This window comes from Saprospira grandis DSM 2844 (assembly GCF_000275825.1).
GTDB classification, from domain to species: domain Bacteria; phylum Bacteroidota; class Bacteroidia; order Chitinophagales; family Saprospiraceae; genus Saprospira; species Saprospira grandis_A.
In genome coordinates, this window is sequence record NZ_JH719942.1 from 4,162,624 (window position 1) to 4,179,716 (window position 17,093).

Annotated in this window: 13 protein-coding genes; 2 read left to right on the plus strand and 11 right to left on the minus strand. The window is 45.7% G+C overall.

Annotated elements, in window-relative coordinates; genetic code table 11:
• Positions 1 to 1,515: 1,515 nt before the first annotated feature.
• Positions 1,516 to 1,992, plus strand: a complete 477-nt coding sequence (locus tag SAPGRDRAFT_RS18425) for a Dps family protein (protein WP_037350578.1) — start codon at positions 1,516 to 1,518, stop codon at positions 1,990 to 1,992.
• A 90-nt stretch (positions 1,993 to 2,082) separates the two neighbouring features.
• On the plus strand, positions 2,083 to 3,381 hold the full coding sequence (gene bioA / locus SAPGRDRAFT_RS18430) for an adenosylmethionine--8-amino-7-oxononanoate transaminase (protein ID WP_002660942.1): 1,299 nt from the start codon (positions 2,083 to 2,085) through the stop codon (positions 3,379 to 3,381).
• A 274-nt stretch (positions 3,382 to 3,655) separates the two neighbouring features.
• On the opposite strand, the gene SAPGRDRAFT_RS18435 is transcribed toward bioA, so the two are convergent.
• The 11 genes from SAPGRDRAFT_RS18435 to SAPGRDRAFT_RS18495 form a co-directional block, all read right to left on the minus strand.
• Positions 3,656 to 4,354 carry a M48 family metallopeptidase gene (locus SAPGRDRAFT_RS18435; protein WP_002660944.1) on the minus strand — a complete coding sequence of 233 codons (699 nt, stop codon included), beginning with the start codon at positions 4,352 to 4,354 and terminating at the stop codon, positions 3,656 to 3,658.
• Positions 4,351 to 7,563, minus strand: a complete 3,213-nt coding sequence (locus SAPGRDRAFT_RS18440) for a type I restriction endonuclease subunit R (protein WP_002660945.1) — start codon at positions 7,561 to 7,563, stop codon at positions 4,351 to 4,353. The genes SAPGRDRAFT_RS18435 and SAPGRDRAFT_RS18440 overlap by 4 nt, the downstream gene beginning before the upstream one ends.
• An 81-nt stretch (positions 7,564 to 7,644) precedes the next feature.
• Complete coding sequence (locus tag SAPGRDRAFT_RS18445) at positions 7,645 to 8,445, minus strand: hypothetical protein (protein ID WP_002660947.1); 801 nt, start codon at positions 8,443 to 8,445, stop codon at positions 7,645 to 7,647.
• Positions 8,446 to 8,544: 99 nt separating this feature from the next.
• Positions 8,545 to 9,063 carry a hypothetical protein gene (locus SAPGRDRAFT_RS18450; RefSeq protein WP_002660949.1) on the minus strand — a complete coding sequence of 173 codons (519 nt, stop codon included), beginning with the start codon at positions 9,061 to 9,063 and terminating at the stop codon, positions 8,545 to 8,547.
• A 323-nt stretch (positions 9,064 to 9,386) separates the two neighbouring features.
• Entirely contained in the window at positions 9,387 to 10,160 is a 774-nt protein-coding gene (locus SAPGRDRAFT_RS18460) for a hypothetical protein (RefSeq protein WP_002660950.1), read from the minus strand.
• 156 nt (positions 10,161 to 10,316) lie between these two features.
• On the minus strand, positions 10,317 to 11,519 hold the full coding sequence (locus SAPGRDRAFT_RS19955) for a restriction endonuclease subunit S (protein ID WP_002660951.1): 1,203 nt from the start codon (positions 11,517 to 11,519) through the stop codon (positions 10,317 to 10,319).
• Positions 11,503 to 12,888 (minus strand): Fic family protein, encoded by a 1,386-nt coding sequence (locus SAPGRDRAFT_RS18470; protein ID WP_002660953.1) that lies wholly within the window; start codon positions 12,886 to 12,888, stop codon positions 11,503 to 11,505. The genes SAPGRDRAFT_RS19955 and SAPGRDRAFT_RS18470 overlap by 17 nt, the downstream gene beginning before the upstream one ends.
• Positions 12,889 to 12,906: 18 nt before the next feature.
• The gene (locus SAPGRDRAFT_RS18475) at positions 12,907 to 14,445 is read right to left on the minus strand and encodes a type I restriction-modification system subunit M (RefSeq protein WP_002660955.1); all 1,539 of its coding nucleotides are present in this window, start codon (positions 14,443 to 14,445) and stop codon (positions 12,907 to 12,909) included.
• A gap of 350 nt (positions 14,446 to 14,795) precedes the next feature.
• Positions 14,796 to 15,185 (minus strand): Co2+/Mg2+ efflux protein ApaG, encoded by a 390-nt coding sequence (gene apaG / locus SAPGRDRAFT_RS18485; protein WP_002660956.1) that lies wholly within the window; start codon positions 15,183 to 15,185, stop codon positions 14,796 to 14,798.
• Positions 15,163 to 15,783: a guanylate kinase gene (gmk, locus tag SAPGRDRAFT_RS18490; protein WP_002660957.1), complete on the minus strand. Its 621-nt coding sequence runs from the start codon at positions 15,781 to 15,783 to the stop codon at positions 15,163 to 15,165. The genes apaG and gmk overlap by 23 nt, the downstream gene beginning before the upstream one ends.
• Before the next feature lie 90 nt (positions 15,784 to 15,873).
• Positions 15,874 to 16,749, minus strand: a complete 876-nt coding sequence (locus tag SAPGRDRAFT_RS18495) for a YicC/YloC family endoribonuclease (protein WP_253271373.1) — start codon at positions 16,747 to 16,749, stop codon at positions 15,874 to 15,876.
• Positions 16,750 to 17,093: the final 344 nt, after the last annotated feature.

The following is a 17,093-nucleotide window of genomic DNA, read 5'->3' on the forward strand; positions in this document are numbered from 1 at the left end:
CATCCCCTCATTCGAGGGGATTTTCTGTTCCACTAGGCTCCATCAGCAAACAAGGGCTTTAGCCCGCCCGTTTGCATAGACCCGCAACCATGGGCTTCAGCCCATGGCCGCAGAACTGCCTAGCCACTAAAAGACGCTTTCTTTATCTCTCCTTTTTCAAAACTCCTAGAGAAAAAGTTGAGGGACTAATGAAAAACCGCAGGACCGAAAAAAACCTAATACCTTCTTTTCATATAAAGAACTTCTTCTCTATTCTATCTCCCATAAAACCCAAGAAAAAGTTGAGGGACTAATGAAGAAAACCAGAGACTACAGAAGGATAGCATTCAAAATCTTGTGTGCGCCCTTTTTGCTGCCTAGGGACAAGCCCCTAGGCTAGCTTTTTCAGACAGCCCTCTGCGAGGGCCTTTGGATATGGCCCTTCTCTGCAAAAACAGATGAGCAAAGCCGTGGATCACAACTTGAAGCCCTTTAGGGCTGACTCCATGGAGTTAGCCTAAGCGATGAATGGTATTTTATCATCCCTGTAGGTTAAAACCCACAGCAACAAAAGAGACCAAACTTAGCCCAATAAATATGAGCCGATGGTTGAAACCATCGGCCCATATCATTTATAGCAAACAAGGGCTTTAGCCCGCCAGTTTGCATAGACCCGCAACCATGGGCTTTAGCCCATGGCCCCAAAAACTCCACACTAAAATTAAGGGATAAAACAATTGCGATTAGTTCTGCCACAAAAAATTCATAGGAACCCTAGGGCCAAGGCCCTAGGCTAAGAAAAAATTGTCATCCCCTCATGCGAGGGGATTTTTCTTGGCGGTTGTGCTTGGACGGTTGTTGTTGTTGTTGTCACTAAAAAATCAGGGATAAAAATAATTGCTATTATTTCTGCCCTGGGCTGAAGCCCAGGGTCGTAGACTTGAGCGAACTAGCGGACTAAAGTCCTTGTTCGCTTTTTCTACTTATAGCTTTCCATTAAGCTTCGGCCCAAAGCTACCCTGCCACTAAAAGACACTTTCTTTATCTCTCCTTTTTCACCCCCAGAAAAAGTTGAGGGACTAATGGAAATTATCTCCATATGGCTTCCTGCTCGGCTGCCTAGGGACAAGCCCCTAGGCTAGCTTTTTTAGACAGCCCTCTGCGAGGGCCTTTGGATATAGCACTTCTCGGCAAAAGCAGATGAGCAAAGCCGTAAATCATAATTTAAGGCCCTTTAGGGCTGACTCCATTGGGTTAGCCTAGGGGCTTGTCCCTAGGCGATGAATGGCAGGCGGCAAAGCCGCCGCAAAGGAGCGAAGCGACTGGCCCAGCGCTGCGCAGGGGTGGCCGAAGGCCAGACCGAAGCCGCCAAAGGCGGCTGAAGGGCCGAACAGACCTGTGAGCCCCGCAGCATAGCGGCGGCCAGCTTGCTGGCCGCGGGCCCCAAAAAATAAGAAAGTCCTAAACCCTTTAGAAAGGTTGATTATCCCTCTTTTTTTCTGTATCATTGGGGCATTAACTCATAAAAGAACAATGATGAAAAAACAGACAACTACCATTGGTTTGGACCATACGGAAAGCCTACAATTGGCTGAAAAGCTAAACGTACTCTTGGCAAATTACCAATTGTTGTACATCAATACTCGTGGATTTCATTGGAACATCAAGGGGGATAACTTTTTTGAGCTGCACGCCAAATTTGAGGAAATTTATACTGATTTGCAGATCAAAATTGATGAAATTGCGGAGCGGATTTTGACTTTGGGGCAGCAGCCTTTGCATGCCTACAGCCAGTATTTGGAGCAATCATCTATTGAGGAAATCACCAATGTGACTGATGGGAAAGAGGGTTTGGCCCATGTATTAAAGGCCTTTTCGGTTATCATTGAATTGCAGCGCGAGTTGCTGGGGCTCTCTGATGAGGCCAGTGATGAGGGGACCAATGCCTTGATGAGTGATTATGTTCGGGAGCAAGAGAAATTGGCTTGGATGTACAATGCTTATTTGGGCTAGTTCTAAATAGTTTTATATCTTAAGCGCGCTGGTCAGATTGGCCAGGGCGCTTTTTTTTCGCCCAACATTTTGCTTACAAAAAAGAATCTTATGCAAAAGAAAAGTTCTTTGGTCCAGAGAGACCAAGCTGTCGTTTGGCATCCTTTTACACAAATGAAAACAGCCGAGGCGCCAATTGCGATTACTAAGGGCAAGGGCACATTGCTCTGGGATGAGGACGGCAAAGAATACATTGATGCCATTGCTTCTTGGTGGATGAATTTGCATGGGCACAGCCATCCTAATTTTGCGGCGGCCCTCAAGCAGCAGGCCGAGCAATTGGAGCATGTCATTTTTGCCAATTTCACGCATGAGCCTGCCGTACAAATTGCCGAAAAAGTATTGAGCAAGCTCCCTGATAATCAGGCTCGTTTCTTCTTTTCGGACAATGGGTCTACGGCCGTAGAGGTGGGTCTAAAAATGTGCTTTCAGTATTGGCACAACATCGGGAAGCCCAAAACGAAGATCATTGCTTTTGAGGGGGCCTATCATGGCGACACCTTTGGGGCCATGTCGGTGGGGGGACGCTCTGCTTTTTCGGCCCCTTTTGCCCCCTATCTTTTTGATGTGCTTTTTGTAGAGCCGCCTTTGCCGGGCCAGGAAGCCGAGAGTTTGGCTGCTTTTGAGCAGTTATTGGACCAGCATCAGGGGCAAATTGCGGGATTTATTTTTGAGCCTTTGGTACAGGGTTCGGCGGGTATGCGGATCTATGAGGCTGCGGCCTTAGATCCTTTTTTGGCCCATTGCAAATCGGAAGACATTCTGATTATTGCGGATGAGGTCATGGTGGGTTTTGGTCGAACGGGCAGCTGGTGGGCCAGTGATTTTTTGGCTCATGATCCCGATATTTTTTGTTTATCTAAGGGCCTTACGGGTGGCACGATGGCCTTGGGTGCGACTACTTGCAGCGATAGAATTTTTCAGGCGTTTTGGTCCGATGACAAATACAAAACCCTCTTTCATGGGCATAGCTGCACGGGCAATCCCTTGGCCTGTGCGGTGGCCTTGGCCAGCTTTGAGCTGACCAATTCGGAAAAAACCTGGGAGCAGATTCGCTGGATCGAGCAGCAGCATAGCGCCTTTGGGCAGCAGATCATTGGGCACCCCAAAGTGAGCAATATGCGTCAGAAGGGGGTCATTTGGGCCTTTGATTTACAGACGCCTGACTCCACCTCTTATTTCAACAACATCCGCGATGAGATTTGGCAGTTTTTCATTCAGAGAGGCTTGTTGTTGCGTCCCTTGGGCAATACGGTCTATGTTTTGCCGCCCTACTGCATCACGGAGGAGCAAATGGGCAAGGTACATGAGGGGATATTGGCCCTTTTGGATAGTGCTGTTGGGGGGTAGTTTTGGGGCCTGCCGCCTTTGGCGGCCGGGCCCTTGCAGGGCTCGCAGGTCTGCTCGGCCCTTCAGCCCTTCGGGCTTCGGTCTGGCCTGACGGCCACCCTTTCAGGCCCCTAGGCCAGTCGCTTCGCTCCTTTGCGGCGGCTGCGCCGCCTGCTATCTGGACCTGTAGGTGGAAAGCTACAGCAACAAAAGAGGCCGTGCTAACTGCAATAAAATGGGCCGATGGTTAAAATCATCGGCCCATAATGAGTTTAAGCTGGCTATGCCAAATAGCCTAAGCTAGCAATTGCTCCAAGCGCAATTTCCATTTTTCCCAATCTGGAAGAAGCAGCGTCTGTAGCTCAAAAAATGCCTGATTGTGATGAGGATGCAACAAATGACAAAGCTCATGTATAATCACATACTCTATACAACGCTTGGGGGCCATAATCAACTCTGGATTGAGGATGATTTTCCCCTTAGGGGTACAACTCCCCCATCGACTGGGCATTTCTCTTAACTGTATGCTGCTTGGCCCCTCATGAAAGGACTTAAAGCGCTGAATTAAAGGTGCCGCAATTTCTTTAAATTTATGCTCGGCCCGCTCCCGATACCAAGCTAAAAGCAGGCCCTTTGCCTTGGCCTTCTCTTTGGTATGCACTTCTATATACCGCCCCCGATACTTTACGCCCTGCGGCCCCTCCGAAAGAATGACTTTGAGCAAGTACTGCCGCCCCATATATAAATGCGTTTCCCCACTGACATAGGTCCGCACAGTCCGCCTAGGATGAAAGGATAAGAAGTAACTCAATTGCTTGATGATCCAGGGCGCCCGCTTATGCACCTTCTCCCGAATCAGCACCAAGGAGGTCTCTGGCGGCACCTTTACGATTACTTGCATTTCTGGCGTGACCGTAATTCCCAAAGATTTACGGGCCACATACTTTATTTCGTAAGTGATTTGCTTGGAACCAAAGGCAATGACATCTGTCATGATTTATATCTCTTTTTGGCATTGGCAATAATACGATCTACTAAATGATAGACCTGGTCAAAATCAGGCGATAAGCCCTCTGCCTCTAAACTGTCAATTATAATATCACTCAGTGCAATAGACATCTGCCCCTGTATATCCTGCTTTTGCACCCAATCCACGACAATCATATCCTTTATGAGCTGATCGCTAGTTAAGGCAAAGGCTAAAGCGAGCTGTTGCTTTTTCTCTTCTTCTAGGCCCGAGGGGACCAAGTTTTCCAACTCCTCCAAAGCCAAACCATAAAAGGCTTGTGCCTCCGAATGCCCAGCCAATGCAGCCGGCAAACTACTATCTTCCCGGTTCAAGACCTTTTGCATCAGGTCCTTGAGCTTGTTCAAATATTGTAGTTCCGTCATTCTCTTTTCCTTAAAATCCCGTATAGCCTCTTCCAACATTTCCGAGAATTTGCGGTAAAAAGCGGGGTCCTCTTCTAGGCGCTCACTAATGTGCTTGGCCGTCCGAGAAGCTATTTTATCTGCCTTGGCCCGATCGCCTATGGTTTTTTCTACCTCTTCCTGAAAGGCTTCCGTATCAAAGATATCGACCATGCTTACAATTTGCTCTACGCCCGAACTACTGATGTGCTGATCGATCAACTTCTGAATCTGGCCCTCATAACGCTTATAATCTACCTGATCAGAATAGCGAGTAAGTACGGCCTTCCGCAGCTTTAAGAAAAAGGCTAGATCCTCTTTGTATTGAACCAATTGATTTTTGGGCTCCTCTTTATGAAAGTCTACAGAAGACAAAGCCATTTTTAATGTCCGTGCATAGGCCCGCAGCTTATCATAAAAGATGACTCGAATGGCTTCATCTGCCAAAAGCTGTTGGTAGGCCTCTGCATCTCGCTTGTTCTTGACCGTTTTAAAGATATCCCAAAGCTCCGCATGCCGCTGCGGCAACTTGCCAATTTCTTCCTTAATATCGGTTAAAGTGCCCTTCAAGTCATCAGGATCAAAGTCATCAAAGGAGGAGTAAGTGGCCAAAGCATCATCTAAAGCCCCTAGTACCCCATAGTAATCAATGATATACCCATAGTCTTTATCTGGATGTATGCGATTGACCCGCGCAATGGCCTGCAATAGACTATGATTGCGGAGGTTTCTGGTCAAGTATAATACGGTATTCTGTGGCGCATCAAAACCCGTCAATAGCTTATCGACAACAATGATGATCTCAGGATGCTCCTCGTTTTTGTAGCGATTGACGATGTTCTTCTGATAACGACTGGCATTTCCATGCTCTTCCATCATCCTTTTCCAAAAGGACTTTAGCCGATTAGAACTGGCCCCATAAGCGCTATCTTCTCCCTCCCGATCATCTATGGCCGAGATGACGACCTCACTACTGACCAAAGTAGTGGCATCCAAAAATTCTTTGTACTTGATGGCCGTCTCTTTGTTGGGAGCCACTAATTGCCCCTTAAAGCCTGTTCCCCGGAAGTTCTCCTTAAAATGCTTGGCAATATCCCAGGCCTGCGCATAAACCTTCTGATCCGCCTTATTGAGCTGGTCCGCTCGACTAAATTTCTTTTTCAAATCCTTGCGCTCATATTCCGTTAAGGGCTCCGCAATCATCGAAAAGAAGTTATCTAAAGCTGCCGCATTTACAGTTTGGGCCGTATGCCTCCCCTCATAGAGCAAGGGCACAACTGCCCCATCCTTGACGGCCTGATCGACGGTATAATGATCGATCAACTTTCCAAACTTGCTCAGGGTGTTTTTGTCTTTCTTGAATAAAGGCGTTCCCGTCAAGGCTATAAAGCAAGCATTGGGTAATACCCGCTCCATATTGACATTGAAGGTTCCATGTTGTGTGCGGTGGCCCTCATCCACCAAAACAAAGATATTGGGGCTCTGCAAGGGCTGGCTCATTTTTTTTACTGCAGTCTCAAACTTATTGATGACCGTGGTAATGACCACATCCCCATCTTCTTCTAAGAGCGTCACCAATTGCTTGCCCGTCTTTGCATTTTCTACGGACATCCCACATTTCTGAAAGGTTTTTGTAATTTGCTCATCCAAATCCGTGCGGTCCGTTACGAGTACGATCTTAGGGTTTTTGATTTGTGGATCCATCACAATGGCCTGCGCCAATAGCACCATGGTTAGCGATTTACCCGAACCCTGTGTATGCCAAATCACGCCCCCGGAGCGCTTGCCCGCCTGTAAGGGCCGCAATTGCTCCATTGCCTTGGCCACCGCAAAATACTGCTGGTAGCGAGCTAGTTTCTTTACTCCATTGTCATAAAGAATGAAGTTGCGCAAAAAGTCTAATAAACGCTCAGGCCGAAACAAACCATAAAGGTAGGCATCCTGCGGACTAGGCGCTATGGGCTCGGCCCCCAAAGCATCAAAGTATTGACGAACATAGCGATAACGCTCCTCAAAAAGGGCATTTTTAGTCGTTTCGCTTAATGGGCGGTTCTTTAGGGCATATAGCTGCTGCTCATAATCTTGCTTGGCCTGGGCATTGGCAAATTTTTCTTGCCAGTGCGACCAGAATTTCTCTGCGGTGCCATTGGTGGCGTACTTACCCGAATTGGTCGAGATGCTTAATAAGATTTGTGCATAGACATACAAATTCCGTATCCCATCCTCTTGCTGATTGCGCAAATGCTGAGAAATGGCCTGCGCTATGGGCTGCTTCATATCGGGCCGCTTGCATTCTATGATGCCCAAGGGAATCCCATTGACAAAAAGGACAATATCTGGCCGATAATGATCCCGACGGCCCGTACGCAAAACAGAATACTCTTCTGTTAGATGAAAACAGTTGCGCTCTGGATGCTCAAAGTCGATATACTTTAGGTTGTAGCTCTTTTTTTGGCCCGCTATGGATTGCTCTAAGGATATTCCCGCCGTCAATAGATCATAGAGCTTTTGACTAGCCGTAATATATCCCTCTGCCAAAGGTAAACTAGTCAGGCGGCGAATGGCCTGCCCAATATTGGCCTCCGAAAAGTCTATTTGCTGGCCTGCCCGCTCTATCTTGTTGAGCCGCTTGAGCTGCTGCGCCAAGATGTTTTCTAATAATACGGTCCGATGACTGCCCCCTCTTGCTTGCAAACAAGCCGAAGGCGATAAATAGCGATAGCCCATATTGATTAGGAGGGCCAAGGCCGGTATTTGCGAGATATGATCTTCTTTAAAGGATGGTCTTTGCATTGCTTTTATGTTTAATGTTTGTCTGTAATAGAAGAACTCAGCAGCAAGCTATAGAATAACTTGCTGCTGAGTTTAGTTTTGTTAAATTATTTTCAGCTCCCAAGTGCCTGTACCTTCTCTAATTTTAGAATGCTTAATCACTTCACGCTTAAAATCGCTATCACTTATAGGTCCATAAAAATGTTTATCAAAGATTTCATAAAAATACACAATACCTTCTTTTTTAGCCTCAAATAATTTAATATGTTTTACATCAGATATTTTCTTTTTAAAATCATATATTATAGTTGTATTTCCAACTGCTTCCACTTTCCCTTTTCCCTCATCTATAGTACATCCTTTACAGGTTACAAGAACACCTCTTTTATCAGGTAAATATCCTAATGCTTGATGCCCCGCAATCGGTCCAACTAGTCCAAACTGAGGGATATATGATTTTGACTTCAACATTTCTAAAGGGCCTAATTTTAGAGAAATCCAAGAAGCACTATAGTTTTCAGAACGAAGACTAACGCCAACTATATCCCGCTTATAGAGACTTTTATATTCTCCAGCTACAAGATCTGTCTTAGTTGGGCGAAACTGTTGGTTCATTGCCATAATGAGCTGCTCAATATCTTTGAACTCACTATTAGGAATGGGTATATAAAAACACACTAATTCTGTTTGTTCAACTTGTTGGGAGGTCATTACTGCCTTGTAGTCCGAAAACTTTGCGTGATATGAAATATTTACAAGCTTGCCCAAGTCCACCCCCCCCCCATCTGCATTATAAACTTCATACTCGCAAACAATTCCGCTTTGTTCAAGAAGTGAATCTTTCCTCGGAGAAGCTGGAGATCCCATAATCGGCCCAACTGATACTAAATCCCAATTTTTCATTTCGTTTATTTATTTAAGGTTGTTAATAAATCTATTCTTTCTGCAACTAAAAAAAAGCCCAAGAACTATGACTTAGGCTTAAAACATCACAAAAAAGCGCTATACATCGCTGCAATTTTTGTTCAGTTTAAAAATTGTCCCAACACGGTAGTCATCTTGGGTTCCATTGACTTCGACAACTTTAATAAATCTCCTTTTAGATGTGTCTATCTCTACAATATATTCGACAGATTTACTCTCTCCTTTCCCAAACCAATGTACATATGCTGCATATGGGCAAACTAGTTTTAATAGCTTGAGGCTTATCTCTTTCTTTTCTGCATCAATATAACTCTTTGCATTTCCCGCAATGGTTTTTATTGTATTTTTATCCCAAGCATCAATTGAGTCTTTTTTATATTTATAAGAATCAGGTATAAAGTCTTGCATACTCACAGTAAAAACATACCTCCTACCATCTATATCAGACGCTTTCCCCTTTTCCCAATCTGTGTAAAAATCTTTAAGCTCCGTCAATTGCTTCTTTCGATAAAAAAAACGGTTTAATAATGCTGCGATTTGATTGCCAGTTGCGCTGTTTACACTGTATTTAACCTCTGGATAAAGTAGATTTTTCATAAGATTTCTTCATTTAATAATTAACAATGGCAAAGAGTACGGCTTTCTGAAGTAAAGTGCAACATTTTAAACTTATAAATTTAATAGCCGAAGGCCAAACGGCAGAGGCCAAAGGCTATGCCTTTAAAAAATGCCTTGACTAGCCTAAAATTTTTATCAAAGGATGGCCGAAGCGCAGAGCTTCCATTCGGCCTAGCGATGTGCAGCAGTGCGGCGCAGCCGCAGACCAAGGCGCTGCAAGCGCCGCAGGGCCGAGCGAATAGCGAGCTGCGAAACGTAGCGCCTGCCGCAGGCAGGAGGCCCCAAAATAATAATCACTTTCCTTAACAGAGCTTAATCGACCTAATTTTGCTGTAGGCATGTCTAGTTAGCGAGACTTGCTGATTTAAGTAATGCTTCCATACATAATCAGCACTTTCACACTCTAAAAGTTGGTCGGGCTGCTGTTCTAAGATGGCATAGGTCCGCTGATCAAAGTAGTGATCTATGGCCGTATCCTGATAAAAACTGATTTGCCCCTCTTTGCTTTCTGCGCTTAAGGTAGAGAGCTCCTGCAGCGGGTTGAGCAGAAGTTTATACTCCTTGTAAGGGAGCAACCTATTGGCATGATAACTAATTTTGCTAGTATGTAAGGCGATTTTGGCTATGACATAAGAATGCTTTGTTTTCTTCATGATCTTTTTAGCGCATTTTTCTGCCTGAACAAGTAGCTCCTCTAAAGGTTTTAGCTGAAAAGGAGGACCGAAAACAAGCAAGATCCCCGCTCCTTGTAGTTCATCTATCTCTCCGCCAAATTCATATATAATCGGGATAATGATATCGTAGTATTCCTCAAAATAAGTACTACGCCCCTCTCCCCATAAATGCGGCAAGAGCGCTGCATCATCAAAACCATTTATGTACATCAGCACGGCCTCTGCAGGCTGACTATAAAGAAAATAAGGGACATAAGTTTGATCAATTGCCTCTAAAAAAGGGGCATAGTCCCGCTCAAAGTCAGGCTCACAATTGTTGGGATAGACCAACTCCTTTTTAGCTAAGGGTGTCTTTTTTCCATAGCGCTCATTGAGTCGCTTGATCAATTCTAGGTTGGCCATAAGCGTTTTTTTAGGAGGCCGATAAATAGTTATAGTACTTGAGGCCCTTTAGGGCTGACTGCAGACGGATTAGCCTAGGGGCTTGTCCCTAGGCGATGATTGGCAAAGCCTTTCCCCCAAACAGCCCTTTCTTCCCCCTCAATATAATAACATTTGCTAAACCAACCGCTTCCGCCCCGTCAATAACTGCTGCATTATCCCCCGCTTTTGCAGACGATACTGCCCCAACTTGGCCCGCAATAAACTTAACTCCCGATCCGCAGTGTTTAAAAGCTGAGCAATGGCCTTTTGCTCGGGAAGAGGGGGAAGGGGGATTGATATATTCTTTAAGTTCTTTTTCGCAACACCATAAACCTTTGCTCCCGTAGCTATCCTTTGAAGACTCTTACGCACTGTAGGTATTTCATGAATATAGGCTTTAAATCCATCTGCAAATAAATTGGATTTTGAACGCATCAAAATTGTATGCAGCCCAGATATAGCTTTTCCTTCTAAACCTTTAACCTCTATACTTTTACCTACTCCTGCCAAATCCTCTGAAGCATCAGCCATAATTAAATCGCCATTCTTTAAGAGGGAATATTTTGCCCCCTCTTCTGCTGTGCATCCATGAATACTAAATTCTTCAAAGTCTATATAGTTATGGAATTTTGTGTGTATATCTCCATAATGCAAACATTGAATATCATTCCCCTCAAAAAGCTTTGCTCTAGAAAAGCTAGCTGTAGACAAAAAATCAAAAGCTTTTCCATACTTCACCCGCTCCCATTCCCCAGCAAAGCCCGGCAAACGCTGCCTGCCCGTCAACAACTGCTGCATTAAGCCCTTCTTTTGCTCCTCTTTTTGGGCAATCAAACGCTCTAATAGGGCAATGCCCCGATCCCATTGCGATAGACAGTCCGCTATGCGAGCCTGCTCTGGGAGAGGGGGAAGGGGGATTAACATATCTACAATCATTTCTAAGCGAACTGAGTCCACTGAATTTTTTGCACTAAGTCTAAATACTCGTTTTAAAAATGCTTTAGAAAAATAGTAGTATAAATATTTTCCAACAACATTATCTCTAAACTCATGAATATTATAAACTCTTTGATGATAGTTAAACCTACCATTGATATAATGGTAGTTCTTGCCAACCCCTACACCATCTCCTGATGTAAGTATCGCCTCTCCATCATATGAATATTCATTAATTCTTTCAACATTATCCGAACGAACAAAAAAAGGGTATTGGCCATTTTCAACTTTATCCTTTGTATCCCTATTACCTGTTTTCACTTTAGCCACATCCCCCAACTTCGCAACCTCCCAATCCTCAGGGATCAGTCCCAGCTTTGTTTTTTTATATTCTGTCTTCATTCCCTTTTTTCTTTAATAGTGTTTCTAGTTGTTTGGCTAATGAGCTACCAATAGTAGAGATGATTGTAGCCTGTTCTTCGGCAGTTATTTCTTCGGCATAGCGTTTTTTCAATACAGCATAACCAAAAACCAACCGATAATCATATTGGTCAAAATGGACCTCTAATTTTGCATTTAAGTCTTTTCTAGATAGTTGAGGATAAGGCTTGGCCCCTTGGCTAAAGCGAACTTGAATATCCACTTTGCTCAGCTCATCGCCTAATCTCCCCTCATGATAAGCAGTAACAGCCTGTGAAATGCCTAATATATCCGAACCACTTTCTCGCATAAAGTTATCATACTGACGCTCATAAGAGGCTGTTTCATACTGATAATACAGTTGGTTTTCACAGAAAAAAGGCGCAAAATTCTGCTTCAACTTATCTTTCAAGCGCTCAAACAAAGGCAAAATGCTTTTATAGTAACTTTCATAAACCCGCTCCGCATTTTTCTCTAATGTGGGCAGCTTAGGCCCTTCTCGAAAAAGGAGCAAGCGCTTCTCCCAATCGTCTGGCCGCTCTAGGCTTTCGCCCCTATAGGCCTTGAGGCGAAACTCCATGGCGGCCAAACAACTTTTTGCGACAAAATCAAGCAGGGGCTCCACCGCTCCCCCATCCTGCGCAATAATTAGCGTTCTTAGGTATTCCTCTTTTTCTTCTCTTAGGATAATGGCTGGGGCCAAGCCCATTCTCATCAAAATCAAATTCATCAAGATGCGGCCCATACGGCCATTGCCATCATCAAAGGGATGAATAGTTACAAATTCCAAATGAAAGCGACAGGCCAGTTCTATGGGATGCCGCGCTCCCTTTTCTTCTTCTTCCTGCAACCAAGTAATCAGAGATTGCATCCGAGGCTCCACATCTTCCACCGCTGCATAATGATAGCGTTCCGCCCCTCGCTGCACAAAGTTTTGGGTCTTTTTATAGTCGCCTGGCCGTCCAGCTACCTTTAGAGGATTCCCTTGAGGGTCCTGCGCATCAATTTCATACTTTTCCCCCATCATTTCGGCATGCAAGCCTCTAATAAGGTGTTGTGTAATAGGGCGTTCTTCTCTCACAATAGCCTGAAGCATATTCAGTACCTCATGATGAAGTTTCATTTCTTCATAATGTCGCCCATACTTATTCCCCGCATGAATACCATGCGTCAGCAAAATTTTGGTTTCGCTCAGGCTCAACGTATTTCCCTCCATGGCATTAGAATGATAATTCCAATCCAAGCGGATGCGCTCCCAGAGCTCCAGTTTCCGAGCTTTAGAGAGCTCACCCAATTGAGCAATTTCCTGTTGGATCTCCTTAATCCGTCTTATGCTTGTTTGCCATTTCATAGCTTCTTGTTTTTTGGTCTAAAACAACTGTTTTAAATAGCCTTGCATCTCGACTTCCACCGCCTTCAAGTCCTCCTCTAGCGCTGCAATCTCCTTTTGCACGGCGGCCATATCTACGGGCGCTTCCTCCTCAAAGGTATCTACATAACGGGGAATATTGAGGTTAAAATCATTCTCCTCAATCTCCTCAAAGCTGGCCAGATAGCTATATTTATCCTCAACTACCCCCGAGGCATAATCCCCAGCCTTATAGGCCCGATAAGTCGCCACGATTTTCTCTAGGTCTTTCTCGCCTAGGCGGTTTTGCTTTTTGCCCGCCTCAAAACCTTGGCTCCCATCAATAAAGAGGACCGAGCGATCTTTTTGGCGGCCCTTGCTAAAGACCAAGATAGCGGCGGGAATCCCCGTTCCATAAAAGAGGTTGGCGGGCAAGCCAATCACGGCATCCAAGAGGTTCTCCTCAATTACCTGCTTTCTGATCTTGCCCTCCGAGCTGCCTCTAAAAAGCACTCCATGCGGCACCACCACAATGGCCAGCCCCTTTTGCGCATAAGTCGACTCGATCATGTGGCTAATAAAGGCCCAATCGCCCTTGCTCTTGGGGGGCATTCCCCGCCAAAAGCGGTTGTAGGGATCGGTCTCCGCTTCTTCTCTACCCCATTTATCCAAAGAAAAAGGAGGATTGGCCACCACCGTATCAAATTTCATCAGCTCATCCCCTTCCTTATGTTTGGGGTTGCGCAGGGTATCGCCCCAACGGATGGTCGCATCATCAAAGCCATGCAAAAACATATTCATAATGGCCATAGCCCAGGTGCTGCCATTGGCCTCCTGCCCATAGAGCGAAACATCCTTGCTGCCCACCTCTTTGGCCGCCTTAATCAATAGAGAACCAGAGCCGCAAGTAGGGTCATAAATGCGAACCCCAGGCCCCTGCTTGCTCAATCGAGCCACCAAAGTAGAGACCTCGCTGGGGGTATAAAACTCCCCGGCCTTCTTGCCCGCATCTCCCGCAAAGTTCTGAATCAGATACTCATAGGCATCTCCAATCACATCATTGCCCTCCAAATGCTCTGGCCGCAGGTCTAGGCTATTAAAGTCTTTCAGCAAATTCTTTAGGCGGACATTCTTATCCTTGTTATCGCCCAAATTGCTGCTATTAAACGATACATTTCTGAATATTCCAGCACCTTCTCCGCTCAGCTTTTCGGGATTCGCCTCTTCCAAGTCTGCCAAAGCCTTATCAATCAGCTCCCCAATATTGCTTGCATTTCGCTGCTCATAGAGGTAGGTAAAATTACTTTTTTCGGGCAACTTAAAGCGCTCTCGGTCCATGGCCCGCTGCACGCGCTGCTCATTCCCCTCATATTTATCCATATAAAAGGCCCGTTTAGCATCATGCACCGAGCTCACATACTTCAAAAAAAGCATGGTCAAAATATAATCTTTATACTGGCTGGGGTCAATCACCCCTCTAAAGGTATCGCAGGCTTTCCAGACCACCTGGTTAATCTCTGCTGTAGTTAGTTTTTTACTCACTGTTTTAGCTTTTAGCATGCTATATATAATGTGCCTAAAGTACAGTTTTCAGTAGGCTTGAGCAAGTTTTTTTGGGGGGAGATGCTGCTGTTTTTTTGGGGCCTCCTGCCTGCGGCAGGCGCTACGCTTTGGGGCTCGCTATTCGCTCGGCCCTTCGCCAGCTTCGCTGGCTCGGTCTGGCCTGACGGCCACCCCGCCGCATCGCTAGGCCTGCGGCCCTTCGGGCCTGTAGGATGGATATATATACAGCCTGCCGCTACCCTCATCCCCAAAAACAACGATCAACCGAAGCACAAAAAAGCCTGTAGAACAAGAAAATGAACTAACTATTTGGCATAAAAAAAGCGACTCCTCAGAGTCGCTCCTTTCTAATTATTCTTAAAAGGCGTTTGCAAACGGAAACGAGGAACAATCACCTTGACCTCCTCCTCTTCGCCATCCAAATAACGCATGACATAATAGCCCTGCATATACCCAATATCGCTCTGTAAAGGGCAGGCCGAAACGTATTCATGAAAATCTCCGGCATACAATACCGGCTGCTGCCCCACTACACCCTCGCCTTCTACCTCTCTTTGGCTGCCATTAGAATCCCAAATCAACCAATATCGGCTGAGTAGCTGCAAAGGACGCTTGCCCAAATTGTCAATGCGAATTTGATAGGCAAAGACAAACTCCGAGCGCAAGGGCCGAGAGTAATCTGGCTGATAAACAGCGCTTACCGTAACCTTAATATTATGCGTGATGGCCGTTTCCATGCTTCAGTTTTTCTAAACCCGAATTGCCTTCAGAAATAAAGGCTTCTGCTACTTTTTCGGCTTCGGCTAAAGCCACCTCCAAATTGTCATTGACCAAAGTGTAGTCAAATTTACATTCATAGGTCAACTCATCGCTAGCCCGAGCAATCCGCTTGCGCAGACTTTCTTCATCTTCCGTTTTGCGGCCCCGCAAACGCGCAAAAAGCGTATCGGCAGAGGGCGGCTTGACAAAAATCGAGAGCGAACGCTCTGGATAATGCTTCTGTATATTTACGGCTCCTTTGACATCAATGTCAAAAAGGACACTTTTGCCCAAGGCCAACAAACGCTCCACTTCCTCTTTAAGAGTACCATAAAACTGATTCTCATAGACTTCTTCCCACTCCACAAATTCATCGGCCTCGATGCGGCGCTTAAAGTCTTGTAAAGACAAAAAGTAATAATCCATTCCGTTCACCTCGCCATAGCGCTGGCTACGGGTACAGGCCGAAATAGAAAAGGCCAAATCTTTGCGGGTTTTGAGCAAATGTTTGACGATAGTGGTTTTCCCCGCTCCAGAGGGGGCGGTAAAGATGATCAGTTTGGCTTCTTGCTGCATGTATTCTGCGATATTCTGTGAGAAAGTGCTTTTTTATATAACGCTTCCATTTTGAAATAGGCCACGAAGATAGGGAAATTAGGCCGTTTTTTAGAGCACATTAGCCAGTTGCTCCTTGATTTTATCGGCTTCCTCTTTCATTTGAATGACGAGGCGCTGAATCGGCGCATGGTTGGCCTTAGAGCCTAGGGTATTGATTTCTCTGCCCATCTCTTGGTTGATAAAGTTGAGCTTTTTCCCTTTTTGGGCCGGCTTTTCAGCCAAAAGCACCTCTTTAAAGTACTGGCAATGTTGGGCCAAACGCACTTTTTCTTCCGAAATGTCGAGCTTATCTAAATAATACAACAACTCTTGCTCAAAGCGGTTTTCATCTAGCTCTTTTTTCAAAGAAATGCTATCTAAATTGTTCTGCAAACGATCGCGTACATTTTGCAAACGCTCTTCTTCATGCCTAGGCAGCTCTTGCAAAAGCGCCTCAATTTCTTCTAGTCGGCCCAACAAATCTTTTTGCATGGCCAAGCCTTCCTCGGCCCGAAAGCTATTAAATTGCGCAATGGCCAATTCTACCGCCGCCAAAAGCTCGGCCCAACTTTCTTCCGACAAACTATCCTCATTGGGCACGACCACCGCAGGCAGACGGCTCACCGTATATAGCAAATCACCAGGCGGCACTTCTAGCTCGGCCCCCAAACTCTTGAGTTGCTCGGCATAAGCCATAAAAGCGCCCTCATCAATGCGGTAATCGCTTTTTTCGGCATGGCTTAGTTGTAGGCTAAAATCAATTTTCCCTCGGCCCAATCGCTGCTGCAACAAACGGCGCAGCTCCATTTCTTTGACCTGAAACTGCAGGGGCAAACGCAGACGCAAATCACAGCCTTTGCTGTTTACCGCCCGAATTTCTACTAAATAATGGCCTTTGTTGCCTTCTTTTTGGCCACGTCCGTAGCCCGTCATTGAGTATAGCATCTCCAAATGATGTTGGTTAAGGGCACAAAGGTCGCATTATTCCATTGTCTTCCCAAGCTAGCCGCCTTTTTTTTGCCCAAAAGCTTTATCTTACCCCAAACTGTTTTTATTTTTTGGGGCCTCCGCTGAATATAATGTTGCGGCGGTTACTCCCTTCGGTCGTCGAACTGCGGTCTAAAGACCTTGTTGTCGCTTCGCAGCTCGCTGCTGTTTTGGGGCCTCCGCCTCGCTTCGCTCCTCGGCGCTACGTTTCGCAGCTCGCAGGTCTGCTCGGCCCTGCAGCCCTGCGGGCTTTGGTCTGCGGCTGCGCCGCACTGCTGCACATCGCTAGGCCAAATAGCGCT

Excerpts from the sequence above, each read along its gene's own strand:
- SAPGRDRAFT_RS18445 (WP_002660947.1), bottom strand. The coding sequence starts at position 8,445 with ATGAAAAATTGGGATTTAGTATCAGTTGGGCCGATTATGGGATCTCCA.
- SAPGRDRAFT_RS19955 (WP_002660951.1), bottom strand. The coding sequence starts at position 11,519 with ATGAAGACAGAATATAAAAAAACAAAGCTGGGACTGATCCCTGAGGAT.
- SAPGRDRAFT_RS18460 (WP_002660950.1), bottom strand. The coding sequence starts at position 10,160 with ATGGCCAACCTAGAATTGATCAAGCGACTCAATGAGCGCTATGGAAAA.
- SAPGRDRAFT_RS18470 (WP_002660953.1), bottom strand. The coding sequence starts at position 12,888 with ATGAAATGGCAAACAAGCATAAGACGGATTAAGGAGATCCAACAGGAA.
- SAPGRDRAFT_RS18495 (WP_253271373.1), bottom strand. The coding sequence starts at position 16,749 with ATGCTATACTCAATGACGGGCTACGGACGTGGCCAAAAAGAAGGCAAC.
- SAPGRDRAFT_RS18450 (WP_002660949.1), bottom strand. The coding sequence starts at position 9,063 with ATGAAAAATCTACTTTATCCAGAGGTTAAATACAGTGTAAACAGCGCA.
- SAPGRDRAFT_RS18475 (WP_002660955.1), bottom strand. The coding sequence starts at position 14,445 with ATGCTAAAAGCTAAAACAGTGAGTAAAAAACTAACTACAGCAGAGATT.
- SAPGRDRAFT_RS18440 (WP_002660945.1), bottom strand. The coding sequence starts at position 7,563 with ATGCAAAGACCATCCTTTAAAGAAGATCATATCTCGCAAATACCGGCC.
- SAPGRDRAFT_RS18435 (WP_002660944.1), bottom strand. The coding sequence starts at position 4,354 with ATGACAGATGTCATTGCCTTTGGTTCCAAGCAAATCACTTACGAAATA.
- gmk (WP_002660957.1), bottom strand. The coding sequence starts at position 15,783 with ATGCAGCAAGAAGCCAAACTGATCATCTTTACCGCCCCCTCTGGAGCG.
- SAPGRDRAFT_RS18425 (WP_037350578.1), top strand. The coding sequence starts at position 1,516 with ATGAAAAAACAGACAACTACCATTGGTTTGGACCATACGGAAAGCCTA.
- bioA (WP_002660942.1), top strand. The coding sequence starts at position 2,083 with ATGCAAAAGAAAAGTTCTTTGGTCCAGAGAGACCAAGCTGTCGTTTGG.
- apaG (WP_002660956.1), bottom strand. The coding sequence starts at position 15,185 with ATGGAAACGGCCATCACGCATAATATTAAGGTTACGGTAAGCGCTGTT.